We start from the raw sequence: 22,186 nt of genomic DNA on the forward strand, positions 1-22,186 counted from the left end.
TTCTACATAACTTGCTATCTCCGTAGGTGGTCCACCGCCATACGCGCGGCCGTGCCGATCACGGCGTCGGCGCGCGGCTGGTTGAGCGCGGCGCTGAAGGAACGGGTGAAGACGGCCACCGCGTAGCTCCTGCCGTCGGGGTATTCGACGACGCCCGACTCGCAGCGCAACGTGGGCATCGTGCCGGTCTTGCCGCCGACGGCCACGTCGTCGTAGGGGAAGCCGGAGGCCAGCCGGTGCGGCCAGACCTGCAGTTTGAACACGCTGCGCATCCAGGCGCACATGGCGGGCGAGGCCGCCTCGTCCCGCCAGATCAGCCGGAACAGCCGGGCCATCTCACGAGGGGTGCTCCGGTTGGTCCGCGCCGGGTCGAGCGCGCTCAGCCGCTCTATGTCGTCGGGATCCAGGTACGGCCACCCGTGCCCGGTGTCCGTCCGCATGCTGCGGTTCATCGTCTCGCAACTCTGCGTGACCCGCGTGACCTCCAGCCCGAGCGCGTCCAGCATGGCGTTGACCGCGTCGAACCCGATCCGGCCGAGCAGGGCGTCGGCCGAGCTGTTGTCACTCACCGCGATCATCAGGTACGCCAGGTCGCGCAGCGAGATCGTCACGTCGTCGAGCATCACCGCGATCCCCGTGGGCCCCGCCTCGCGGGCGCCGCCCGGCACGGTCACCCGGCAGGCCGGATCGAGCAGCCCGGCGTCGGCCTGCCGGCAGAACTCCACCAGCAGCGCCACCTTGAACATCGACGCCGTGGGCAGCGGCTCGTCGGCGCCGTGCCCGATCTCCCGTCCTGACTCGATGTCGGCGGCGTAGAGCCAGCCGGTCACGCCCGCCCTCCCGAACAGGACGTCGAAGTCGGGCGCGCTCATGCCAGCATCCCCGGCCTGCGGCTGACCCTCCGCGCGGGCCCGAAATCGTGCCCGGGGCCCTGCTCCGTCATCCCGGCGCTCTCCTTCAACGTCCGTACGGTCACGGCCGAGAAGTCGGCGATCAGTTCGTTCGTCGGCCCCGTGGCCCCGCGCCAGGCAGTGGAGACCCGGCTGATGATCGGCGAGCCTAGCAGTGGCCGCCAGGCCAGGCCCGGTTGCTCCCCTTTCGGCCCGAAGGCCACCGCCGCCCCCGCCAGCACCAGCCCGAGCCCGGCGCCCTCGTGCACCTGCGCGGGCACGTAGCCGTGGCGGCGGCACTCCGAGAGCGTCTCCGCGTGCAGCCCCGGCTCGCCCTCAAGCGGCGGCATCAGCAGATCGCGGCCCGCCAGGTCGGCCAGGTGCACCTCGCCCACGCCGGTCAATGGGTCATCGGCCGCCAGCAGCACGCCCTGGGCCTGCCCGAGCACCTGGCCGAAGCGCAGGCCGGGGGCGGAGAGCGGGTGGCGGACCAGGCCGACGTCTATCACGCCCTCCGCCAGGGCCGTGACCTGGTCGGCGGTCCAGATTTCCGCGGGCGCCAGGCGTACTCCGGGGTGGGTCTCGCGGAAACCCGCGACCAGGGCGGCGATCACGGCGGCGGCCAGGTCGGGCGGGACGCCGACCTTGAGCGCCTCGCCCTCGCCCTGCCTGGCGAGCTCGTGCAGCCGGTCCACCCGGGCCACGATCTCGCGGGCCTCGCCCAGCAGCAGCCGACCGGCGTCGGTGAGGCGGACCTGGCGGGCCGAGCGGTCGAACAGCCGCACGCCGAGCTCCTCCTCCAGGCGCTTGATGCGCTGGCTGAGCGGGGGCTGGGCCATGCCGAGCCGGATGGCGGCGTTGCCGAAGTGGAGTTCCTCCGCGACCACCGTGAAGTAGCGGAGGTGCCGGACCAGGTCCATGACCAGCAAATATATCCAGATTTATATCTGCATGGCCGTCATACCAGTATTGGACACGGTTAGCGGCGAACTGGTGTTATCTGCCGCATGGCACTACAAAGGGGGACAAGTTATGCATACCTTCAGCCGGAGACCCGGCCACGTCGGCGGCGCAGGTGGCCGTGGATCGTGGCCGTCCTCCTGGTCCCGATCATCGCCGCGGGGGGCGTGATCTGGGCGCTGCGCACGCAGGGCGCGCCTGAGGAGACGGCCGACCAATATCTCGCGGCCTGGTCCCGGCAGGACTACGCGGCGATGCGTGCGCTCGTCGCCGACCCGCCACCCGACTTCGAGAGTCTGCACCGGCGCTTCTTCGCCGACCTCAAGCTCACCCGGGCCGACTTCTCCCTGCCCAGGCCCAGCGGTGTCTTCGCCGGCCCGGTCGTGGACGACGAGGGGGTCGCCGCCTTCCACGCCCGGCTGATCGGGGCGCGGGACTGGGACTACGACGGCGAGCTCCGGCTGGTCGAGCGCGACCGCACCTGGAAGGTCGCCTGGGCGCCCGACACCATCCACCCGCTGCTCACCATCAGGGAACGCTCGCTGCGCCTGGTCAAGCAGCGGGAGGACCCGCTCAAGGTGCTGGCCGCCGACGGCACACCCATCAACACCCCGGACGCGCCCGGCTCGGTGCAGCAGCTCGTCGAGGGGATAAGGCAGACCTATCCCGACCGGTTCAAAGCCAAGAACGACGCCGATATCGGCCTCTACCAGGGAGACAAGCTCGTCAGGACCGTGGTGGAGCCCGGCGGGGTCCGGCCGCTGCAGACCACACTCGACCTCAGGGTGCACCGGGCGGGGGCCGCGGCGATGGAGGGCGTGTCGAAACCGGCCTCGCTGGTGGCGCTGCGGGCCTCCACCGGGGAGATTCTGGCCGTGGTCAACAAGCCGGGCGGGTTCAACCGGGCGCTGCTCGGCAAATATCCGCCGGGCTCCACGTTCAAGGTCGTGACGGCCTCCGCGCTGGTCGCGGGCGGTGTGGAGCCCGCTGAGAAGGTCACCTGCCCGGCCGAGAAGAACATCGGCGGCTTCCCCTTCCACAACGCGGGCTTCGAGGACTTCGGCACGCTGACCTTCCAGGAGGCGTTCGCGCATTCCTGCAACACCACGTTCGGCGAGATGAGCGTCGCCGACCTGGGCGGCGCCCGGCTCGCCGAGGTGGCCAGGAGCTTCGGCTTCGGCACGGCGATCAAGCCGGGCGTGCCGGCCGTGCGTGCCGAGTTCCCCGCCCCCAAGGACGACACCGACCTCGCCTCCGCCGCGATCGGCCAGGGCCGGGTGCTGGCCAGCCCGCTCAACATGGCCTCGGTGGCCGCGGCCATCGCCTCCGGCGCGTGGATCGCGCCCCGCGTGGTCAAGGACGCGCCGACCTCGCCGGACAACCCGCATCCGCTGGAACCGGCCGTGGCGTCCGCGCTGCGCAAGCTCATGCCCGCCGTGGTCACGGACGGCACGGCCGCGGCCGTGCACTTCCCGGCCGGCACGGCGGGCAAGACCGGGACGGCGGAGTACGGCTCGGGCGCGGAGCCTCCCGCGCACTCGTGGTTCATCGGGTACAGGGATGATCTGGCGTTCGCGGTGATCGTCGAGGGCGGCGGCGCCGGCTCGGCGGTCGCCGCCCCGATCGCGGCCCGCTTCCTCGACGCCCTCTCCTGACCACCTCCCGACGGCTCCACCCTCGCGCTCCGGGGGCGGAGCGAGCGGGAGCGGGGCGAGCAGGAGCGGGCGGACAGGGGCGGGGAGATCGGGGACGGGCGGGGGCGGGGTGATCTGGGGCGAGCGGGGGCGGGGTCAGCCGGCCTTGCGGTCCACCGGGGAGGTCAGGGCCGCGACCGCGGCCACCACCTCGGAGGCGTTGGACAGGTCGGGCAGCACGAGGTCGGCCCCCGCCTCGGTCAGCTCTCCGGCCGTCGAGCGCCCGGAGGCGACCCCGATCATCGCGGCCCCGCCGATCCTGGCGGCCTGCACGTCCCGCGTCGAGTCGCCGATCAGCACCGTGTTGGCCGCGGTGAACGGCGTGCCGAGGCGCTGCCTGGCCCGCCCCTGGGCGACCTGCAACAACGTCGCCCGGGGATAGACCTCCTCGCCGTAGCCGCCGAGCTCGAAGTCGACGAACTTGTCCAGGCCGAACGCCTTGAGCTTGTGCACGGCGTTGCCCTTGATCGTGCCGGTCAGCACGGTCTGCACCACGCCGTCGAGCCTGGACACCGACTTCAGCGCGTCCTTGGCCCCCGGCATCATCCGGCCCTCCTTGGCCAGCCGTCCGCGCCGGTCGGCGAAGGCCAGCGCGAGCGCCGACAGGAACTTGGGCAGGTGCTCGTCCTCGGCCTGCACGCCGTTGACGGCGAGCGTCTCGAAGACGATCTCGGAGTCCGGGCGGCCCAGCGGCGGGACGAGCTTGACCAGCGGGCGCCCGGTCACGGCGCGGAACGCCTCGGCGTAGGCGTCCCTGGTCACGATGGCGACGTCGACCAGGGTCAGGTCGATGTTCCAGAGCACAAGGCGGTTGATGGCGGCCTCCTGGGGGTCCATGCAAGGGTACGGCCGTCGCCACCCTCGTGGCCCCCCGCCCGCGCGATTTCAGTATGACCTCGCCGCGTGTCCCGCTCGGCGCGGCCCGGCGCTCGGCTACGCGTAACCGAGCGCGGCGGCGAGCGTGTCCACCACGGGCAGTCCGGTGGCCTCCAGCTCGGCCCGCGTCGACATCCCCCCGGTGTAGAGCACCGCCCTGGCCCCCGCGTGCCGGGCGGCGAGCCCGTCGTCCACGCTGTCGCCGATCACCAGGATCTCCTTGGCGTCCACGCCCATGGCCTCGATGTGCGCGATCATGTGCATGGCCTTCTCGCCGCCGGTGGACCCGACCAGCCCGTCCACCCTGGTGAAGTGGCGGGTGATGCCGAACGAGTCCACCTTCGGCACCAGGTGGGCGTGCGGCGCCATGGAGCAGAGCGACTGGCTGCCGGTCCAGGTGGTCAACGCGAGCTCGGCGTCCTCGGCCAGCCCGCAGGCGTCGGCCAGCCGGTAGTAGTGCTCGTGGAATCCCACGTCCAGCCGCTCCCACTCGCCCTCGGTCAGGGGACGGCCCAGCAGTCGCTCGTAGGCGACCCAGATCGGGCGGGTGTAGGCGGCACGGAATTGGTCGGCGGTCAGTTCGGGCAGCTCGTACGCTTTGAAGATCTCGTTGGTGGCCCCGACCACGGCATCGATGTCGTGGAAAAGGGTGCCGTTCCAATCCCAGATGATGTGCTTTGTCATATCAGGCCAAGCCTAGACCGGCGTGCACGATTTTCCGCGAACGTGGGCGCGTGCCACGGCCCCGGCAGGGCGCGTCCGTGAACCCCGCCGGTGGTGCCGATGTCCTAGGAATCGAGCAGATCGGGGATCTCCTGGGTCGCGAACCACATGAGCTCGTGGGCCTCCGCCCCGTCCACCGTGAACTTGGCGTCGTCGTCGCCCGCGTCGGCGGCCGGCAGCGCGGCGGCGGCGGCCGCGATGTCGGGGACGGCGTCGAGGTCGTCGATGTGCACCGCGGCCACCTTGGCCAGCGGGATCGGCTGCGCGAGGCGTACTCTCGCGCGTTCCTCCAGGTCGACGCCCGCCGAGACGGACCCCTCCGGCACTTCGGCCGCGACCACCACGCGCCGGGGCGTGGTCACCACGCCGCCGGCCCGGTCGGCGGCCAGCAGGCGCAGCGAGGCGCGGGCCGCCTCGGTGAGCGCGACGTATTCGAGCTCCTCGGTGTCGCCCGAGGCGTACCACTCGGTCAGCGCGGGGGTCACCGCGTAGCCGGTCAGGGGAGCCGGGCCCAGCTCTCCCGCCTCGACCGCGGTGGCCAGGACGAGAAGAGTGCACGGCAGATAGACGCGCATGACGAACCTTTCCAAGCTTGCGAGCGCTGAGCTATGCGGAACCTGCTTCAGCAGACCGACACCTTACCGATCGCACCTGGTCAAGACCTATGCGACTGCCGGCTCGGCCGCGTTACGCATAGATCATGCCCGCCGCAGGGTGAGGCTGAGGAGTGATTCGAGCTCCGCGATGGTGGTGTCCGGGTCCCGGTGGTGAATCCCGGCCATGCCGATCGCGCGGGCGGCCAGGATGTTGGCCTCGATGTCGTCAATGAACACGCACTCCTCGCCGGCCAGCCCGATCTGCCCGAGGGCGTGGTGGAAGATGCGCGGCTCGGGCTTGCGCATGCCGACCTCGCCGGAGATCACGACCGCGTCGAAGAGCTCGTCCCAGCCGTCCCTGGGGTACTCGTTGGACCAGGAGTTGGACAGCAGACACGTCTTCACGCCGTGCAGCCGTACGTCGCGGAGCATGTCGTACATGGCCTCGACCCGCTCGAACCCGGCGAACATGCGCTCCAGCAGCCCTTCGGCCACGGGCGGCACGCCGTCTACGGTGAGCAGGCGGGCGGCGAGGTCGCGTTCGAAGGCGGGCCCGGCGAGCTCGCCGCGTTCGAGCGCGTGGACGACGCTCTCCCCGTCGCCTTCGCCGTAGGCGTGGTCGATCAGCTCGCGCATCACCCGGCGGTACAGGTCGCCGTCGATCCGGTCGGCCGCGATCCACCGTGCGATGGAGTCCGAGAGGCTGGTCGTGAGCACCCCGCCCCAGTCGATGAGCACACCCGTCAGCATCGTTCTAGCGTAGAGCGTCACGGAAATGGCTTTTACCCCAGACACGCCCGTTATTTCTGGATAAAACCCCATAAATAGGGCGTCCGTTTTCGTGATTTAAGGTGATCGTCCCTGGTGTCGAGACACTACAGAAGGGACCGCCGTGCAAACGACGATCCTGATCACCTCCCCCGACCGATGGCAGCCCCCGGGACTCGAACTCTTCGACTTCGCACCCGTCTACCCCGGCGGGCCGGCCTGGCTCACCAAACCCGTACTCATCGTCCTGCTCAGCTCGGTCATCGTCATCGCCGTCTGCTGGGCCGCGTTCGCCAGGCCCGCCCTCGTCCCGCGGGGCTGGCAGAGCCTCGGCGAATACTGCTACACGTTCGTCCGCGAGCAGATCGCCCGGCCCAGCCTCGGCAAGGACTCCGACCGGTGGATGGGCCTGCTCCTCACGATCTTCCTGACCGTGCTCGTCTGGAATCTGATGGGCATCGTCCCGGTCGTCCAGTTCCCGGTGGCCGCGCACATCGCCTTCCCGCTGGTGCTGGCGCTGTCCGTGTACGTCATCAAGGTCTACCTCGGCGTCCGCCACCACGGCGTCCGCGGCTACCTCAGGGGCATCGTGTACCTGCCTGGCCTGCCCGGCTGGGCGTACGCGTTCTACGCCCCGCTGATCCTGGCCGAGGTGTTCATCAACTCGTTGTTCACCCACTTCGTCCGGCTGTTCGCGAACATGTTCGCCGGGCACCTCCTGCTGGCCTTCTTCAGCTCGGTGGGCTTCTGGTTCATCTTCGAGCGGCTCACCCCGCTGGGCGCGGGCCTGGGCGTGCTCGGCGTGCTGATGACGATCGCGCTCACCGCGCTGGAGATGTTCATCCAGTTCCTGCAGGCGTACCTGTTCGCCATGCTGGCCGCGATGTTCATCGCCAGCGGCCTGCACGGCTCCCACTGACGCGCTGCGCCCACCTTCCCGCCGGCGTGCTCATGCGCGCCTGCCCGTCAGCGCGCTTCGCGCGCGACCTTGGCGGCCAGCCTGCGGTGCTCGGCCGAGCGCAGCACGCGGGCCGCCTCGGTCGCCGAGGCGGCCCGCGCCTCGGTGAGCAGCCCCCGGTGCTGCTTGAGCGTGAGCAGCCGGGTGACCGACTGGTCGAGCCGCCGCTCGGAGATCCGGCCGGACTTCACCGCCGACAGCACCGCCTGGTAGGCCCTGGGCAGGTCGTTGGGCATCAGCAGCAGATCGGCCCCGGCCAGCACGGCCCGCACCGCGATCTCGCCGTCGTTGTACTTCTTGCGCACGCCGTCCATGTTGAGCGCGTCGGTGGAGATCACGCCGTCGAACCCGAGCCGCTCCCTGAGCAACCCGGTCAGGATGGGCTTGGACAGCGTCGCCGGGTCGCCCGACGAGTCGAGCTTGGGGAAGACGATGTGGGCGCTCATCACGGCGTCCACCCCGGCCTCGATCGCGGCCTTGAACGGCGGCGCGTCGATCTTCTCCCACTCCGCCTTGGTGTGCTTGATCACCGGCAGGCCGCTGTGGCTGTCCACGTCGGTGTCCCCGTGCCCGGGGAAGTGCTTGGCCGTGGCGCCCACCTTCGCCTCGCCGAACCCCTTGACCGCCGCCGCGACCATCGTGGCCACCCGCCGCGGGTCGGCGCCGAAGGCGCGCGGGCCGATGACCGGGTTCTTCGGGTTGACGTTCACGTCCGCGACGGGGGCGAAGTCGAGGTTGACGCCGAGGGCGCGCAGTTCCAGGCCGGTGGCCCTGGCCACGGCCCGCGACAGCTCGGGGTCCTTGGTCGCGCCGATCTCGGAGGCGCCGGGGAAGTCGGTCATGAGCGCGGCCATCCGGGACACCAGGCCGTTCTCCTGGTCGGTGCCGACCAGGAGCGGGACGTCCTCGGCCGCCCGCTGCAGGCCGTTGGTGAGGCCGACGACCTGTCCGATGGTCTTGATGTTGTGCGGGAAGAGGATCACGCCGCCCAGGTGGTATTTCGCGATCACCTTGGCCGGGGTCTGGGCGCCGTATCTGGCCTGGTTCTCGCCGGAGACCGTGTCGGCCGCGGTGCCGTACAGGACGGGCATGAAGAGCTGGCCGACCTTCTCCTGGACGCTCATCTTCGACAGCACCGCCTGCACCGCGCTCTGGGCGGGCGTTCGCGCCGCTGCCTGCGAGGGGGTCGGCTGCGGCGTGGTCCGCGCGGGGGGCGCTGCCTTGCCTCCCGTCGGGCTCGCGTTCGCCGGGCGGTCGCCGCCGCCGCAGGCGGTCAGCGCGATCATGAGCAGGCCGGCCGTACCCATCCTTCGAAGCATGCCTCCAAAGGTATCCAGGTCATGACTCGCTCGTGACCCGGCATTTACCGAAAACCGGCCCTACCACTATCCGAACGTGGCGAGTCCGGGCAACCGCGCCCGCGCCGCCGCCTGCGCTTCCGCCGCCGTCACCTGCGCCCGAGCGGCCTCGGCCGCCTCGTCGCACTGCTCCGTCGTGTGCGCGGCCAGCGCGGCCCGTACGGCGGGCAACGCGGCGGCCCCCATCGACAGCGTCGAGGCCCCGAGGCCGACGAGCACGCAGGCCAGCGCCGGGTCCGCGGCCGCCTCCCCGCAGATCCCGCACGGCCGGCCGGCCTCGGACGCGGCGGCCGCTGTCATGGCCACCAGGTCGAGCAGCGCGGGCTGCCACGGGTCGTTCAGGGCGCTCATCGAGGCGAGCTGGCGGTCGGCGGCGAAGGCGTACTGGGCGAGGTCGTTGGTCCCGACCGAGACGAAGTCCACCTGGGAGATCAGGTCCGCGGCCCTCAGCGCGGCCGACGGGATCTCGATCATCACGCCCACGTCCCGCAGGCCCCTGGAGCGGCACTCCTCGGCGAACCACCCGGCCTCCTCGGGCGTGGCCACCATCGGCGCCATCACCGCGAGCCGCTCGGACTCCATCGCCGCGAGCGCGCCCAGTTGCGCCTCCATGACCGCGGGGAACCTCCTGGCCCTGCGCAGTCCCCGTTCCCCCAGCGCCGGGTTCGGCTCGGCGGCGGGCCCGGGCAGGAACTCCAGCGGCTTGTCGGCCCCGCTGTCCAGCGTGCGCACGATCACCCGGCCGCCGGGGAAGGCGTCCAGCGCCGCCCGGTAGGCCCGGCGCTGCTCCTCGGCCGACGGGGGTTCGGCCCGGCCGAGGAAGAGGAACTCGGTCCGGTAGAGGCCGACGCCCTCAGCGCCCGCCCGGACGGCGTCGTCGAGCTCGCCGGGATTGCCGATGTTCGCCAGCAGCGGAATCGGACGGCCGTCAGCGGTCCTGCCGGGTCCCCTCGCCGCGAAGATCGTCGCCTGCCTGGCCGTGTGCGCGCCCACCGCGTCGGCCACGTCGACATCGGCCGGCTCCACGTGCACCAGTCCGGAGGTGCCGTCGGCCATCACCGGCACGCCCTGCGGGATGCCTGTCGCGCCAGGACAGGCCACGACGGCGGGCACGCCCATCGCCCTGGCGATGATCGCGGTGTGGCTGGTGGGGCCGCCCTCCTCGGTGACGAACCCGACCACCTGCTCCCGCGACAGCAACGCCGTGTCGGCGGGTGCGAGATCACGGGCGACCAGCACGTACGGCTCCGCGGGCGCGGTGGGCGCGGCCGGCAGCGCCATCCCGTAGAGCAGCGCGATCACCCGGTCCCTGATGTCGTCCAGGTCAGCGGCCCGTTCGCCCAGGTAGCCACCGGCTCCGGCAAGCACGTCCCGGTATTTCCCGAAAGCCTCATAAACCGCCCTGGGAGCGGCCAGGCCGCGGTCGATCAGCGATCTGACCTTCACGACGAGACCGGGGTCCTCGGCCATCAGCGCCTGGGCCTTGAGGATGTCCTCGGCCTCGCCGCCCGCCTGGTTGCCGCGGGCCTCCAGCTCGCCCGCGACCTGCGTGAGCGCGCTCATCGCGCGCTCCTTCTCCTGATCCGCCTCACCGGTGTAGGTGGCGCCCTCGGGGGGTTCGGGCACGGAGACGGCCAGTACGTAAGCGGGGCCGTGCCCGATGCCCGGGCTGACCCCCACCCCCCGCAGGTTCATGGCGCTCCGGCGATCGCGGCCAGCTCGTCGAGGATCGTTTCCGAACCCTCCCCCTCCGCGCTGATCACGACGGTCTCGCCCTGCCTGACGTCGAGTCCCATGATCGCGAGAATGCTCTTGCCGTTGACCGGGTCACCGCTGTACGGCCGCGCCACCGTGATGTCCATCGGGGCCTGTTTGGCCCGCTGCACGAACGTCGCCGCGGGCCGGGCGTGCAACCCCACCTCCGCCGCCACGGTGACCTTGCGCTCACCCATCTGCTCTGCCTCCTTGTGCGCCGGTCCAGACCAGCCGGACCTCCGTCGATGCAGCCAGCCGATTCCCGGTCAAATCGGCGGCCTGCCTATTGTGACGTGTTCCGCCGATATGGTGGGGCGACCGGCGCACCGTGCAAACCGATCAAAGCCTCTCCTATTCCCATCTGAAGAGCTCATCACCAACGTGCACCGCTCCCTCCGCCACTCCGGTCACGGCCCCGGCCAGGGCGTCGAGCGCGACCACCGGGCACACCGGCGAGCGCCCGCCCGCCTCGATCGCCGCCGGGTCCCAGGCCACCACCGGCTGGCCGGCGCTCACCCGGTCGCCCTCGGCCGCCAGCAGCTTGAACCCCTCGCCCTGGAGCTGGACCGTGTCGATGCCGAGGTGCACGAGCACGCCCTTGCCGTCGTCGCCGACGATCACGTACGCGTGCGGATGGAGCTTCATGATCTTCCCCGCGATGGGGGCGACGGCCTTGCCGGGGCCCCGCAGCGGATCGATCGCCGTGCCCGGCCCGACCATGCCCGCGGAGAACACCGGATCGGGCACGGCGGCCAGCCCCACGGCCGCCCCCTCCACCGGGGCGAGAACAGTCGTCATGGCCTCGCCCTCAGCCGATGATGTCCTCGATGTCGCTGGCTATCGTGTCGGCCTCCGGCCCGACGACGACCTGGACCACGTTTCCCGTGGCCATCACGCCGTGCGCGCCGGCCGCCTTGAGCGCGTCCTGGTCGACCTTGGACGCGTCGTACACCTCCGTGCGCAACCGGGTGATGCAGGGCTCGATCTCGATGATGTTCTCGGCCCCGCCGAGCCCGGCGATGATCGCGTACGCATCCGCCATCCGGTCCTCCCTAGCGCTCGCCTCCGACCAGGCTAGATCAGTCCGTCTGCGTCACCTTGTTCAAGCCACGCGGCGCGTCGGGGTCGATGCCGAGCCTGCGGGCCAGCGCCTCGGTGAGCAGCTGCGCGGGCACGATCAGGCCCATCGGCGCCACCCACTCGGGCAGCTCGGGGCCGTTGAGCGCGGCCGTGCCCGCCCGCGCGAGCGCGTCACCGCCGCCGATCGTGTACGCCGCCGCCCCCGCCGACACGACCCGCTCGGCCAGCGCGACGGTGCCGGCCAGCGTGGGACTGTTCTCAGCGGCGACCAGCAACGCCGGCGTGTCGGCGTCGACCACGGCGATCGGGCCGTGCAGCAGGTCGGCGTACGACAGTCCCATGGCGTGCAGGTAGCAGGCCTCCTTGAGCTTCAGCGCGGTCTCCAGCGCGGTCGAGAACGCCAGCCCGCGCCCCGAGACCACCACGCCGGGCTTGTCCAGCAGCCCCTCGACCACGGCCGCCACGTCACCCGGCTCGGCGATCAGCTTCTCCACCGCGTCGGGCACCCGCCGCAGCTCGTCCACGTCGACGTCGGCCCCCAGCCCCAGCGCGAGCACCGCCAGCGCCGCGAGCTGCGTCGTGTACGTCTTCGTCGCGGGGACGGCCTTCTCCTCGCCCGCCACCGTGCACAGAGCGACGTCGGCGGCCTGCGCCAGCGGGCTCCCCGCGCCGCCGTTGGTGATCCCGACAGTCCTGGCCCCGCAGTCCTTGGCCCAGGTCAGGGTCTCGACGATCTCCTCGGTCCGCCCCGACTGCGAGATCGCCACCGCCAGCACCCCGTCCAGGTCCAGCCGGCGCTTGTACGTCGTCGCGATCGACGGCGCGGCCAGCGCTGACAGGCGACCGGCGTGCGACTCGACCAGGTAGCGCCCGTATACTGCGGCGTTGTCCGAGGTGCCGCGGGCGATGAACAGCAGTTGGCGAGTCCGCTCGCCAATGGCCCTCACTTCGTCGACCTGGGACAGCAGGGAGTCCAGCGTGGCCCGCAGCGCGGCCGGCTGCTCCGCGATCTCGCTGCGCATCATGGTGGTCATCTTGGGCTCATCCTTAACTCATCACAGCACGGGCTTGACCGTCTTTCACGACATGTGGTCTAGTCCGGACTAGACCAGTACGAACCATAGCCCATCACCCAGGTCATCACGAGGGGAGGATCCGTGGCGCACATCGATCCGGACAGCCCGGTGCCCAAGTATTTCCAGCTTCGCGAGATCCTGCTGGACCTCATCGACAGTGACGAGCTCAGCATCGGCGCGGCGATCCCGTCCGAGCGCGAGTTGTGCCAGCGTTTCGGCCTGTCCAGAATGACGGTCCGGCAGGCCGTCGACCATCTCGTCTCCGAGGGCCGGCTGCACCGCGTGCCCGGCAAGGGGACGTTCGTCGCCCGACCCAAGATCGAGCTGGCGCTGCAGCTCACCTCGTTCACCGACGACATGAGGGCCCGCGGCATGATCCCGGGCTCGCGCGACGTCGACCGCCGCGTCGTGCGCGCCAGCGCCCACCTGGCCAAGGAACTGGGGATCCAGCCGGGCGAGGAGGTGCACTTCATTGAGCGCCTCCGTACGGCCGACGGGGAGCCGCTGTCCATCGAGCGGGCCCACATCCCGGTCAAGCTCGCCCCCGACCTCGCCGACCAAGACTTGTCCGACAAATCACTCTATGAGCTGCTGGAAAGCCGCTACGGCCTCGTCATGGACGCCGGCGAACTCACCATCGACGGCGGCATCGCCGACCCGAGCGACGCCGATCTGCTGAAGCTGCCGCGCGGCGGCGCCGTACTGCTGCTGCAGCGCAGATCCTTCGCGGGCGGCGTCTGCGCGGAGCTCGGCGTGTCCACCTACCGCGCGGACCGCTACCAGCTCCGCACCCTCCTGGAGATGCCCGCAAGACGCTCCTGAGCGCTGACCCCCTCGGCGGAGACACCCTCGCAACCGAGAAACCCCCACCCCGCCCCAGGCCCCGCACCCGGCGGAACCCCTGAACCCCCGACCTCGCTCCTCGCGTTCCCCTCCCGGGGTAGCCCTCATAGACGCCCGACCCCCCACCCAAAACCCGGCAAATCCCCCCAAATCCCCTCCACATACCCTGACTGATGAAACCTGACCCCCCGGAGTGCCTCGGCTCCCACCCGCCTCGGAGGAACGCCCGGTGAACGACACCACCGCCGCCGCGGCCGCTGCTCAGCCCTCGCCGTTCGCCCGCGTGATGACGGTGCTCCAGCGGCTGGGCCGTTCCCTGATGCTGCCCATCGCCGCGCTGCCCGCGGCCGCCCTGCTGTTGCGTTTCGGCCAGCCCGACATGCTCGGCTCGAACGGCGCGGAGCCCGGTGGGCTCGCGGACGTGGCCGGGTTCGCCTGGATGAACCAGGTGGCCGAGGTGCTTGCCGCCGCCGGGGCGGCATTGTTCGAGAACCTGCCGCTGCTGTTCGCCGTGGGGGTGGCGATCGGCTTCGCCCGCAAGTCCGACGGCAGCACGGCGCTCGCCGCCGTGGTCGGCTACCTGGTCTTCGACCGGGTGACGAAGGTGATGTTCTTCGGCTCGGACATCCGCGACACCGTACTCATCAGGGAGGTCCAGGACCAGGGCATCAAGGAGATCATCAACTACGGCATGCAGAACCCCACCAAGGTGCTCGGCGGCATCATGATGGGCCTGGTCACCGCGATCCTCTGGCAGCGTTTCCACCGCATCAAGCTGCCTTCCTGGCTGGCGTTCTTCGGCGGGCGCAGGTTCGTACCCATCATCACCTCGATCGTCGCCCTGCTCCTCGGGGTGGTCTTCGGCTGGCTCTGGCCGGTGCTCGGCGACTGGATCCGCCACGCCGGCGAGGCCCTGGCCGCGGCCGGCCCCATCGGCACCGGCATCTACGGCCTGATCAACCGCCTGCTCATCCCCCTGGGCCTGCACCACTTCGTCAACTCGGTCGTCTGGTACGTGGTGCCGCAGTGCGACGTGGGCGGCCAGGTGCTGGGCGGCGACTGGAACTGCTATTTCGGCGGGGCCCCGCACTCGGGCCAGTTCATGGCCGGCTTCTTTCCGATCATGATGTTCGCCCTCCCGGCCGCCGCGCTGGCCATGTGGCGCGCGGCCCCCGCACACCGCCGGGCCACGGTGGGCGGCATCATGCTCTCGGCGGCCCTGGCCTCCTTCGTCACTGGCATCACGGAGCCGATCGAGTTCGCCTTTATCTTCGTGGCACCCCTGCTGCTGGTCGTCCACGCGTTCCTGACGGGTGTCGCGATGGCCCTGACCACCCTGATAGGCGGCCAACTCGGCTTCGGCTTCTCCGCCGGCCTCCTGGACCTCCTCCTCAACGCCAGCAAATCCAACACCGAAAACCTCCCCGGCATCCTCCTCCTGGGCGTCGCCTACGGCGTCCTCTACTACGCCGTCTTCACCTTCCTGATCCACAAACTCAACATCCAGACCCCCGGCCGAGAACCCGAACCCGACGTCGACTCCGGAGAAACCTAACCCACCCCCACCCTGACCTCCCGGCACCCCCTGGCACGAAGTCTCACCGCCGCGACCTGGCTCTGTTGCTCCCCGACCACAAGCGCCGGTCCCGCCATCGAGAACGCCCCACCAACGCGGCGCAGAACGACCCGCAGCAGAGCGGCCCGCAGCAGAGGACGCCAACACCCAGGCACAACCCTGACGCCGACCACAACCGGGTCTCCCATCGGACGTCCCCTGCCGCAACGCAGGAGCGGCCCCCAGCGAAGAGCGCTGACGGACAGGAACAGCCGTGGCCCCGACCACCTGGAGATCTGACCCACCATGGCGGCGATGCCGTGGTGGGGCGGTGGCGCGGTGCCGAGGCCGCCGTGCCGAAGCCGCCGTGCCAAGGTCACCCTGCTGAGGCGCGGCGATCCCATGACGCGGCAGTCGCCCGGCAGTGAGGTCGCAACGCCGTCGCGCGGCGATCCCATGACGCGGCAGTGGCGCGGCTGGTGAGGTGGCGGTCCGGGCCGTGTGCGGCGGTCGGGCGGGGTGCCGAGGCCGCCGTGCCGAGGTCACCCTGCCGAGGCGCGGCGGTCCCATGACGCGGCAGTCGCCCGGCGGCGAGGTCGCGACGCCGTCACACGGCGATCCCACGACGCGGCAGTGGCGCGGTGCCGAAGCCGCCGTGCCAAAGCCGCCCTGCCAAGGCCGCCCTGCCGAGGCGCGGCGATCCCATGACGCGGCAGTCGCCCGGCGGCGAGGTCGCGACGCCGTCACACGGCGATCCCACGACGCGGCAGTGGCGCGGCGGGTGAGGTGGCGGTCCGGGCCGTGTGCCGTTCTTGGCCGTGTGCGGTTCTTGGTGGTGCAGTTCGGGGCGGTGTTGGGCAGCGGGAGTGCAACCTCACCTCCACCCCCAGAAAAGGGTGGGCACCATAACCACAAATCAACCCGACTTAAAAGGTTTGGGCTGGCCGTAAGTCAACCATCCATGCCCGAAACAAGCCGACACCCCTTAGGTGAGGGGATCCAACTTCCGAGAACTTTCTACACCTTAAACGGACAAGCCCGGCCGCCCATCCAAGAAGTTGGCGGCGAATGTATAAATACGCAGGGCCGAAAACTCGTTATACCGATTCTTCTTCCGCCCAGGAATTTGGAGGATACGTGTCAGCGACACCCCGCATCGGCCTGACCCCCGTCCCCGAGCCCCCCTACGACGACGAGCAACCCCGCCGCCTCGAAAGGCGCCAGACGCCCCAGGTCGACGGCTCCCTGGCCCTCGACCCCCACCCCTTGGTATGGGGCCCACCAGGCGCGATCCCCGACGAGCGCAAGCTGCGTTATCTCGGACAAGCCCTGGCGGAGGTCCTTTCCGGCCGGCGCCCGCCCGAGACGGTAGCCGACAAGCTGACGGAACGAGCCTACCGGGAACTGGTCCGGGCAGGCCAGATGATACACGCCGACCGGCCGCCGTTCGCGAAAAGCCTGCACGTGAAGGAGCCCCGGGACGGCGCCGTGGAAATGTGCGTCCTCGTCGCCTGCGGCGACCGTAATCACGTACTCGCCATACGCCTCGAACGGCGCGGCGTCCGATGGTTGTGCACCGATTTCGAAACGGCCTAGAGAACATGAGAAACCCCCACCTCCGCCCGGGGAGGTGGGGGCCTCGGTAAATCGGTCAGGCCGCGTGCTTCGGATCCCCGTGGCAGCGCTTGTACTTCTTGCCCGACCCGCACGGGCAGGGCGCGTTGCGCTCCACGTTGCCGTACGCCGCCCGCTGAGCCGCAGTGGTCCGCACCTTCGTGTGCTCGACCTCACCCTGCTCGCCGGGCGCCGTGTATTCGAGCTCGGCAGGCCGCTCAGGCCCGCGCAGCCCGCGCGCGATGATCGACCGCGTCTCCGCGATGACCGCGTCCTCCTCCTCGACGATCGGGTTTTCCTGCACCTCCACTTCGAGGTTGAACAGGAACCCGACCGAGTCCTCCTTGATGCCCTCCAGCATCGCGGCGAACATCTCGAAGCCCTCGCGGGCATATTCGATCTTCGGGTCCTTCTGCGCGTAGGCCCGCATGCCGATGCCCTCGCGCAGGTAGTCCATCTCGTAGAGGTGCTCGCGCCACTTGCGGTCGAGGACCGAGAGGATCACGCGGCGCTCCAGGTCGCGCGTGGTCTCGGCGCCGAACTCCGCCTCCCGCCGCGCGTACGCCTCCCGAGCGTCCGCCTTGACCTTCTCGCGGATCAGGTCGGCGGACAGCTCCTCGCGCCCACCGGCCTCCTCGATGACGTCCTCGTACCGCACCGAGATCGGGTACAGCTCCCCGAACGCCTTCCACAGCTTGTCGAGGTCCCACTCCTCGGCGAAGCCCTCGGAGGTGGCGCCCTGGACGTAGCCGTCGATAACCTCGTCGATGAAGCCGCGGACCTGATCGTGCAGGTCGGCGCCCTCCAGCACCCGGTGCCGCTCGGCGTAGATGACCTTGCGCTGGCGGTCCATCACCTCGTCGTACTTCAGAACATCCTTGCGGATCTCGAAGTTCTGCTGCTCGACCTGGTGCTGGGCGGAGGCGATGGCCTTGGAGACGATGCCGGACTCGATCGGCTGGTCGTCGGGGATGTTGAGCCTGGTCATGATGACCTCGACCCGGGCCGAGTTGAACAGGCGCATGAGGTCGTCGCCGAGCGACAGGTAGAACCGCGACTCGCCGGGGTCGCCCTGGCGGCCGGAACGACCGCGGAGCTGGTTGTCGATCCGGCGCGACTCGTGCCGCTCGGTGCCGAGGACGTAGAGGCCGCCGAGCGCGGTGACCTCGTCGTGCTCGGCCTTGACCGCCGCCCTGGCCTTCTCCAGCGCCTCGGCGTAGGCCTTCTCGTATTCCTCCGGCGTCTCGACCGGGTCGAGCCCGCGCTGGCGCAGCTCCAGGTCGGCGCGGAACTCGGAGTTGCCGCCGAGCATGATGTCGGTGCCTCGACCGGCCATGTTGGTGGCCACGGTGACGGCGCCCTTGCGACCCGCCTCGGCGATGATCGACGCCTCACGCGCGTGGTTCTTCGCGTTGAGCACCTCGTGCGGCACCCCGCGCCGCTTGAGCGCCTTGGACAGCCGCTCCGACTTCTCCACCGACGTGGTGCCGACGAGCACCGGCTGGCCGGCCTCGTAACGCTCCTTGATGTCCTCCACCACGGCGTTGAACTTGGCGTCCTCGGTCTTGTAGACCACATCGGCCTGGTCCTTGCGGATCATCGGCCGGTTGGTCGGGATCGGGACGACACCCAGCTTGTACGTCTGGTGGAACTCGTTGGCCTCGGTGGCCGCCGTACCGGTCATTCCGGCGAGCTTGCCGTAGAGGCGGAAGTAGTTTTGCAGGGTGACCGTGGCGAGAGTCTGGTTCTCGTCCTTGATCTTCACGCCCTCTTTGGCCTCGATGGCCTGGTGCATGCCCTCGTTGTAACGGCGGCCGTGCAGAATACGGCCGGTGAACTCGTCGACGATCAGGACCTCGCCGTCGGCGACGATGTAGTCCTTGTCCTTCTTGAACAGTTCTTTCGCCTTGAGCGCGTTGTTCAGGAAGCCGACCAGATGGGTGTGCTCGGGCTTGTAGAGGTTGTCGATGCCCAGCCAGTCCTCGACCTTCTCGACACCCGATTCCAGCACGCCGACGGTGCGCTTCTTCTCGTCGACGATGTAGTCGCCGGTGCTCTCCTCGCCGGGGTTCTTCGCCTCGATGCCCTTGCGGAGCCGCGGTACGATCTTCGCGAACTCGGTGTACCACTTGCCCGACTGCTCGCCCGGGCCGGAAATGATCAGCGGCGTCCTGGCCTCGTCGATGAGGATGGAGTCGACCTCGTCCACGATCGCGTAGTTGTGGCCACGCTGCACGCACTCCTCGAGCGACCAGGCCATGTTGTCGCGCAGGTAGTCGAAGCCGAACTCGTTGTTGGTGCCGTAGGTGATGTCGGCGAGATATTGCTTGCGGCGCTCGTCAGGCTGCTGGCCGGAGATGATGCAGCCGACCTCTAGTCCGAGGAAGCGGTGGATGCGCCCCATGGTCTCGGCGTCGCGCTTGGCCAGGTAGTCGTTGACCGTGACCACGTGGACGCCCTTGCCCGTCAGGGCGTTGAGGTAGGAGGGCAGCGTGCAGGTCAGCGTCTTGCCCTCACCGGTCTTCATCTCGGAGATGTTGCCCAGGTGAAGGTTGGCGCCGCCCATGATCTGCACGTCGTAGGGCCGCTGGCCGAGCACCCGGCGGGACGCCTCGCGCACGGTCGCGAACGCCTCCGGGAGCAGATCGTCCAGAGATTCGCCATCGGCGTAGCGCTGCTTGAATTCGCCCGTCAGGGCACGCAACTCCGCATCGGACAGGCTCGTGAAGTCGTCCTCGATGGAGTTGACCTGATCGGCGATCCGCTTGAGCTTGCGCAGGATCTTGCCTTCGCCGGCACGTAGGATCTTGTCGAGAATGGCTGCCACTTTATGTAAAGCTCCTCGCAGGTCTACCCCGGCGCCGCCGCCAGGAGGAGAGGCCGAGACAAACTTCCCCGTTGCCATCGTAGGCGGTTCTGCAACCAGACACAGCCACCGCGACGGCGAGGCCGCCACCCGCGTCTGGGAGAATGGTGCATGGCAGAGGGTATGCCGGTTGAGCGCCGGCTCGCACCATTAAGCGCGATATCCGGCAAAGGAAGGATTTTTCATGGTTGAGGGGAAGAAGTCGGAGCAAACGGAGAATCTCGGCAGCCACGCGGGGCGAGCGTCGTCGTGGCTGGCGGTGACGGTGATGCTGGTGGGCACGGTGGTGGCCGGCTTCGGACTCACGGCCAACAACTGGATGCTCGTCTGGATCGGCGCCGGGGTGTTCGTTGTCGGCGGCATCCTCGCCCTGGTCTTCGATATCTTCACCGACGTCGTGATCGACGCTCCTCGCGTGGGCATGCGCGCTGAAGATCACCGCTGACCCAAGCTCCAACGGCGGGCACCCGACCCCACGGGCTGCCCGCCGCTCCTTTTCCACCCCAAACCCCCCTCCCCAGGCCCCCACACTCCGCAACTTCACACGCGGTCGGTCGCTCTACGGTGCCCGGGCCGCGATGCCGGGATGCGACACCGGGATGCGACACCGAGCCGCGACGCCGAGCCGCGGCACCGGACCGCGGCACCGGACCGCAGCACCGGACCGCAGCACCGGGCTCACGCTCGGGGCACACCACACACGGCGAAACCGAGCCGGCGACCGCACCGCAAGGCACACAACTCGCGACACGCAACCGCCATCCACACTCGCACGCCAACCCTCATCCACACGCGCGACACGCCAACTCCCATCCACACGCGCGACACGCAACCCCGATGCATACGCGCGACACGCACGCCAATACGCAGCTCGCGGGCACCCACCCAATGGCTTGGCCTGTGGCGGCTGGCAGGCACAGCCCCAGCCCCACTGCACGCCCACTCCCCCGAGCGCAATCCCGCCAGGTCGTCCGCTATGTCGCCGGATCGCCCGCGACGTGACCCAGACAGCTCTGACGTGCCGCCGAACTCACACTCGACCCTCGATCCCCTGGTCGGCGTCCACCCCCGACGCCTGAGCGGGATCGGACCCCCATCTTCGGGTCGAATCCGGTCTCAACGCCCAGCGCGAGCATCCGGGCCGGTTTCTGTCGGTCTCCGCCGCTAGATTGCTCGCATGCATCCCCGTACCCACCCGCAGTCATGACCGATTTCACAGACCTGACCGCCGACGAGGCACGCCGGGTCATTCTGCGCTCCCAGGGCCTGATCGGCGCCGACGCGCGCAAGGGCGGGACGCACGCCATGCTGCGCAGGCTCGGCGCCGTACAACTCGACACCATCTCCGTCCTGGCCCGCTCCCATGAGCTGGTCGCGTACGCCCGCCTGGGCGCCGTGGGCAGAGCCGGGATCGAGCGGGCCTACTGGCACAACCCCGCCCAGAGCTTCGAATACTGGTGCCACGCCGCCTGCATCCTGCCCATCGAGCACTGGCCCCTCTATTCCTTCCGCCGCCGTGCCTACCGTGAGCGGCGCTACCGCTGGCACGAGGTCCCCGACAGCGTCGACAAGCTGCTCGACCAGGTGCGCGGGTCGGGTCCGGTGACGACCTCCGACGTGGGCGGCGCCAAGAACGGCGGCCCGTGGTGGGACTGGTCCGACTCCAAGATCGGCCTGGAGTGGCTGCTGGACATCGGCGAGCTGGTCTGCAGCCGTCGCGTCGGCTGGCGCCGCGTCTACGACCTGGCCGAGCGCGTGGTCCCCGCCGACCTCCTGGCCGAGGACCTCTCCGACGAGGAGTGCATCGTACGCCTCGCGCGTGTCGCGGGTCGCTCCCTGGGCGTGGCCAACCGGACCGACCTGATCGACTTCCTGCGCCTCAAGGGCAAGCACTCCGCGATCCTCGACGAGGCCCTGGTCAGTGGTGAGGCGGGCCTGACGCCCGTGTCGGTCGCCGGTTGGCCGGGCAAGAAGGGCCGCCCCAACGCCTGGGCGGACCCGGCGGCCCTGGAGTCCGAGCCGCGCGGCCGCCACCGCACCACGCTGCTGTCCCCGTTCGACTCGCTCATCTGGCACAGGGGCCGCACGGAGCGGGTGTTCGGCTTCGCCTACCAGCTGGAGCTCTACGTGCCCAAGCACAAGCGGGTGCACGGCTACTTCACGATGCCGCTGCTGGCGGGCGGTCGCCTGATCGGCCGCGTCGACCCGGCCCGCGTCGGCACCACACTCGTGGCCAGGCAGCTCAGCCTGGAGCCGGGCCTGTCGGCCGCCAAGTGGGCCCCCGCCGTGCGCGAGGCCCTGTGGTCGGCGGCCGAGTGGGTCGGCTGCGACACCGTTCGCGTCGAACGCGCCGACCCTCCGGAGCTGCTCCCCATACTGAACGCGCCCGAATAGCATCCCCCGCCGGCCCAGAACCCCGGACCGGCGGATCGCGGCGCATGCCCCTGCCCGTCGGAGGTCCACCGCTGTTCGCGCGGCCATGCCGTTCCCGGGGAACCCAGGTAAGGGACGCCTACGATCGGCTCGATACGCGGGTGGGACGAGCTCGGTGGACGCCTACGGTCGGCTCGATAG

General features: G+C 70.0%; 19 protein-coding genes and 1 pseudogene. 7 read left to right on the forward strand and 13 right to left on the reverse strand.

Features of this window, described 5'->3' with window-relative positions; translation table 11 throughout:
- Positions 1-14: 14 nt before the first annotated feature.
- Together BLS95_RS07235 and BLS95_RS07240 are read right to left on the reverse strand one after the other, a co-directional pair.
- The gene (locus BLS95_RS07235; protein WP_090930101.1) at positions 15-872 is read right to left on the reverse strand and encodes a serine hydrolase; all 858 of its coding nucleotides are present in this window, start codon (positions 870-872) and stop codon (positions 15-17) included.
- Positions 869-1,810: a LysR family transcriptional regulator gene (locus BLS95_RS07240; protein WP_090930482.1), complete on the reverse strand. Its 942-nt coding sequence runs from the start codon at positions 1,808-1,810 to the stop codon at positions 869-871. Before BLS95_RS07240 ends, BLS95_RS07235 begins: the two co-directional genes overlap by 4 nt.
- A 168-nt stretch (positions 1,811-1,978) precedes the next feature.
- Between BLS95_RS07240 and BLS95_RS07245 the strand changes: the two genes are divergently transcribed.
- Positions 1,979-3,505: a penicillin-binding transpeptidase domain-containing protein gene (locus BLS95_RS07245; protein ID WP_245764898.1), complete on the forward strand. Its 1,527-nt coding sequence runs from the start codon at positions 1,979-1,981 to the stop codon at positions 3,503-3,505.
- Between the two features lie 135 nt (positions 3,506-3,640).
- Here the strand turns inward: BLS95_RS07245 and BLS95_RS07250 are convergent, their stop codons facing one another.
- The 4 genes from BLS95_RS07250 to BLS95_RS07265 form a co-directional block, all read right to left on the reverse strand.
- Entirely contained in the window at positions 3,641-4,381 is a 741-nt protein-coding gene (locus BLS95_RS07250) for an HAD family hydrolase (RefSeq protein WP_090930103.1), read from the reverse strand.
- A gap of 96 nt (positions 4,382-4,477) precedes the next feature.
- Entirely contained in the window at positions 4,478-5,104 is a 627-nt protein-coding gene (locus BLS95_RS07255) for an HAD family hydrolase (protein ID WP_090930104.1), read from the reverse strand.
- A 104-nt stretch (positions 5,105-5,208) separates the two neighbouring features.
- Complete coding sequence (locus BLS95_RS07260; RefSeq protein ID WP_090930105.1) at positions 5,209-5,718, reverse strand: DUF6912 family protein; 510 nt, start codon at positions 5,716-5,718, stop codon at positions 5,209-5,211.
- 123 nt (positions 5,719-5,841) lie between these two features.
- Positions 5,842-6,489, reverse strand: a complete 648-nt coding sequence (locus BLS95_RS07265; RefSeq protein ID WP_090930106.1) for an HAD family hydrolase — start codon at positions 6,487-6,489, stop codon at positions 5,842-5,844.
- Positions 6,490-6,631: 142 nt separating this feature from the next.
- Here BLS95_RS07265 and atpB point away from each other — a divergent pair, with 142 nt between their 5' ends.
- Positions 6,632-7,426, forward strand: a complete 795-nt coding sequence (gene atpB, locus BLS95_RS07270; protein ID WP_090930107.1) for a F0F1 ATP synthase subunit A — start codon at positions 6,632-6,634, stop codon at positions 7,424-7,426.
- Between the two features lie 47 nt (positions 7,427-7,473).
- Here atpB and nagZ read toward each other — a convergent pair whose 3' ends face one another.
- The 6 genes and pseudogenes from nagZ to BLS95_RS07300 all read right to left on the reverse strand — a co-directional run bounded on the left by nagZ (position 7,474) and on the right by BLS95_RS07300 (position 12,692).
- Positions 7,474-8,784, reverse strand: coding sequence for a beta-N-acetylhexosaminidase (gene nagZ, locus BLS95_RS07275; RefSeq protein ID WP_090930108.1), 1,311 nt, complete (start codon positions 8,782-8,784; stop codon positions 7,474-7,476).
- Positions 8,785-8,850: 66 nt separating this feature from the next.
- A complete protein-coding gene (gene ptsP, locus BLS95_RS07280; protein ID WP_090930109.1) occupies positions 8,851-10,518 on the reverse strand; it encodes a phosphoenolpyruvate--protein phosphotransferase in 1,668 nt (555 codons plus the stop codon).
- Positions 10,515-10,775 carry an HPr family phosphocarrier protein gene (locus BLS95_RS07285; RefSeq protein WP_090930110.1) on the reverse strand — a complete coding sequence of 87 codons (261 nt, stop codon included), beginning with the start codon at positions 10,773-10,775 and terminating at the stop codon, positions 10,515-10,517. Before BLS95_RS07285 ends, ptsP begins: the two co-directional genes overlap by 4 nt.
- Positions 10,776-10,929: 154 nt before the next feature.
- Entirely contained in the window at positions 10,930-11,376 is a 447-nt protein-coding gene (locus tag BLS95_RS07290) for a PTS sugar transporter subunit IIA (RefSeq protein ID WP_090930111.1), read from the reverse strand.
- Positions 11,377-11,386: 10 nt separating this feature from the next.
- Positions 11,387-11,629: pseudogene (locus BLS95_RS07295) on the reverse strand (PTS sugar transporter subunit IIB); the annotation flags it as partial.
- A 28-nt stretch (positions 11,630-11,657) separates the two neighbouring features.
- A complete protein-coding gene (locus tag BLS95_RS07300) occupies positions 11,658-12,692 on the reverse strand; it encodes an SIS domain-containing protein (RefSeq protein WP_090930113.1) in 1,035 nt (344 codons plus the stop codon).
- Between the two features lie 123 nt (positions 12,693-12,815).
- Here BLS95_RS07300 and BLS95_RS07305 point away from each other — a divergent pair, with 123 nt between their 5' ends.
- The 3 genes from BLS95_RS07305 to BLS95_RS07315 all read left to right on the forward strand — a co-directional run bounded on the left by BLS95_RS07305 (position 12,816) and on the right by BLS95_RS07315 (position 16,728).
- Positions 12,816-13,556 (forward strand): GntR family transcriptional regulator, encoded by a 741-nt coding sequence (locus BLS95_RS07305; RefSeq protein WP_090930114.1) that lies wholly within the window; start codon positions 12,816-12,818, stop codon positions 13,554-13,556.
- A gap of 250 nt (positions 13,557-13,806) precedes the next feature.
- Positions 13,807-15,132 carry a PTS transporter subunit EIIC gene (locus tag BLS95_RS07310; RefSeq protein WP_090930115.1) on the forward strand — a complete coding sequence of 442 codons (1,326 nt, stop codon included), beginning with the start codon at positions 13,807-13,809 and terminating at the stop codon, positions 15,130-15,132.
- Positions 15,133-16,269: 1,137 nt separating this feature from the next.
- Positions 16,270-16,728, forward strand: a complete 459-nt coding sequence (locus tag BLS95_RS07315; RefSeq protein ID WP_090930116.1) for an Rv3235 family protein — start codon at positions 16,270-16,272, stop codon at positions 16,726-16,728.
- A 55-nt stretch (positions 16,729-16,783) separates the two neighbouring features.
- On the opposite strand, the gene secA is transcribed toward BLS95_RS07315, so the two are convergent.
- Positions 16,784-19,573 carry a preprotein translocase subunit SecA gene (secA, locus tag BLS95_RS07320; protein WP_090930117.1) on the reverse strand — a complete coding sequence of 930 codons (2,790 nt, stop codon included), beginning with the start codon at positions 19,571-19,573 and terminating at the stop codon, positions 16,784-16,786.
- A 223-nt stretch (positions 19,574-19,796) separates the two neighbouring features.
- Here secA and BLS95_RS07325 point away from each other — a divergent pair, with 223 nt between their 5' ends.
- A complete protein-coding gene (locus tag BLS95_RS07325; RefSeq protein WP_090930118.1) occupies positions 19,797-20,057 on the forward strand; it encodes an HGxxPAAW family protein in 261 nt (86 codons plus the stop codon).
- A 758-nt stretch (positions 20,058-20,815) separates the two neighbouring features.
- Positions 20,816-22,006, forward strand: a complete 1,191-nt coding sequence (locus BLS95_RS07330) for a winged helix-turn-helix domain-containing protein (protein ID WP_090930119.1) — start codon at positions 20,816-20,818, stop codon at positions 22,004-22,006.
- Positions 22,007-22,186: the final 180 nt, after the last annotated feature.

Origin of the sequence: Nonomuraea jiangxiensis (assembly GCF_900099965.1) — a bacterium.
Lineage (GTDB): Bacteria > Actinomycetota > Actinomycetes > Streptosporangiales > Streptosporangiaceae > Nonomuraea > Nonomuraea jiangxiensis.

What these genes read in the sequence shown, in the direction of transcription:
- BLS95_RS07250 (WP_090930103.1), bottom strand. Translation starts at nt 4,381, where the DNA reads ATGGACCCCCAGGAGGCCGCCATCAACCGCCTTGTGCTCTGGAACATC.
- nagZ (WP_090930108.1), bottom strand. Translation starts at nt 8,784, where the DNA reads ATGCTTCGAAGGATGGGTACGGCCGGCCTGCTCATGATCGCGCTGACC.
- BLS95_RS07330 (WP_090930119.1), top strand. Translation starts at nt 20,816, where the DNA reads ATGACCGATTTCACAGACCTGACCGCCGACGAGGCACGCCGGGTCATT.
- BLS95_RS07255 (WP_090930104.1), bottom strand. Translation starts at nt 5,104, where the DNA reads ATGACAAAGCACATCATCTGGGATTGGAACGGCACCCTTTTCCACGAC.
- ptsP (WP_090930109.1), bottom strand. Translation starts at nt 10,518, where the DNA reads ATGAACCTGCGGGGGGTGGGGGTCAGCCCGGGCATCGGGCACGGCCCC.
- BLS95_RS07285 (WP_090930110.1), bottom strand. Translation starts at nt 10,775, where the DNA reads ATGGGTGAGCGCAAGGTCACCGTGGCGGCGGAGGTGGGGTTGCACGCC.
- BLS95_RS07260 (WP_090930105.1), bottom strand. Translation starts at nt 5,718, where the DNA reads ATGCGCGTCTATCTGCCGTGCACTCTTCTCGTCCTGGCCACCGCGGTC.
- BLS95_RS07265 (WP_090930106.1), bottom strand. Translation starts at nt 6,489, where the DNA reads ATGCTGACGGGTGTGCTCATCGACTGGGGCGGGGTGCTCACGACCAGC.
- BLS95_RS07300 (WP_090930113.1), bottom strand. Translation starts at nt 12,692, where the DNA reads ATGACCACCATGATGCGCAGCGAGATCGCGGAGCAGCCGGCCGCGCTG.
- BLS95_RS07240 (WP_090930482.1), bottom strand. Translation starts at nt 1,810, where the DNA reads ATGGACCTGGTCCGGCACCTCCGCTACTTCACGGTGGTCGCGGAGGAA.
- BLS95_RS07235 (WP_090930101.1), bottom strand. Translation starts at nt 872, where the DNA reads ATGAGCGCGCCCGACTTCGACGTCCTGTTCGGGAGGGCGGGCGTGACC.
- BLS95_RS07325 (WP_090930118.1), top strand. Translation starts at nt 19,797, where the DNA reads ATGGTTGAGGGGAAGAAGTCGGAGCAAACGGAGAATCTCGGCAGCCAC.
- BLS95_RS07290 (WP_090930111.1), bottom strand. Translation starts at nt 11,376, where the DNA reads ATGACGACTGTTCTCGCCCCGGTGGAGGGGGCGGCCGTGGGGCTGGCC.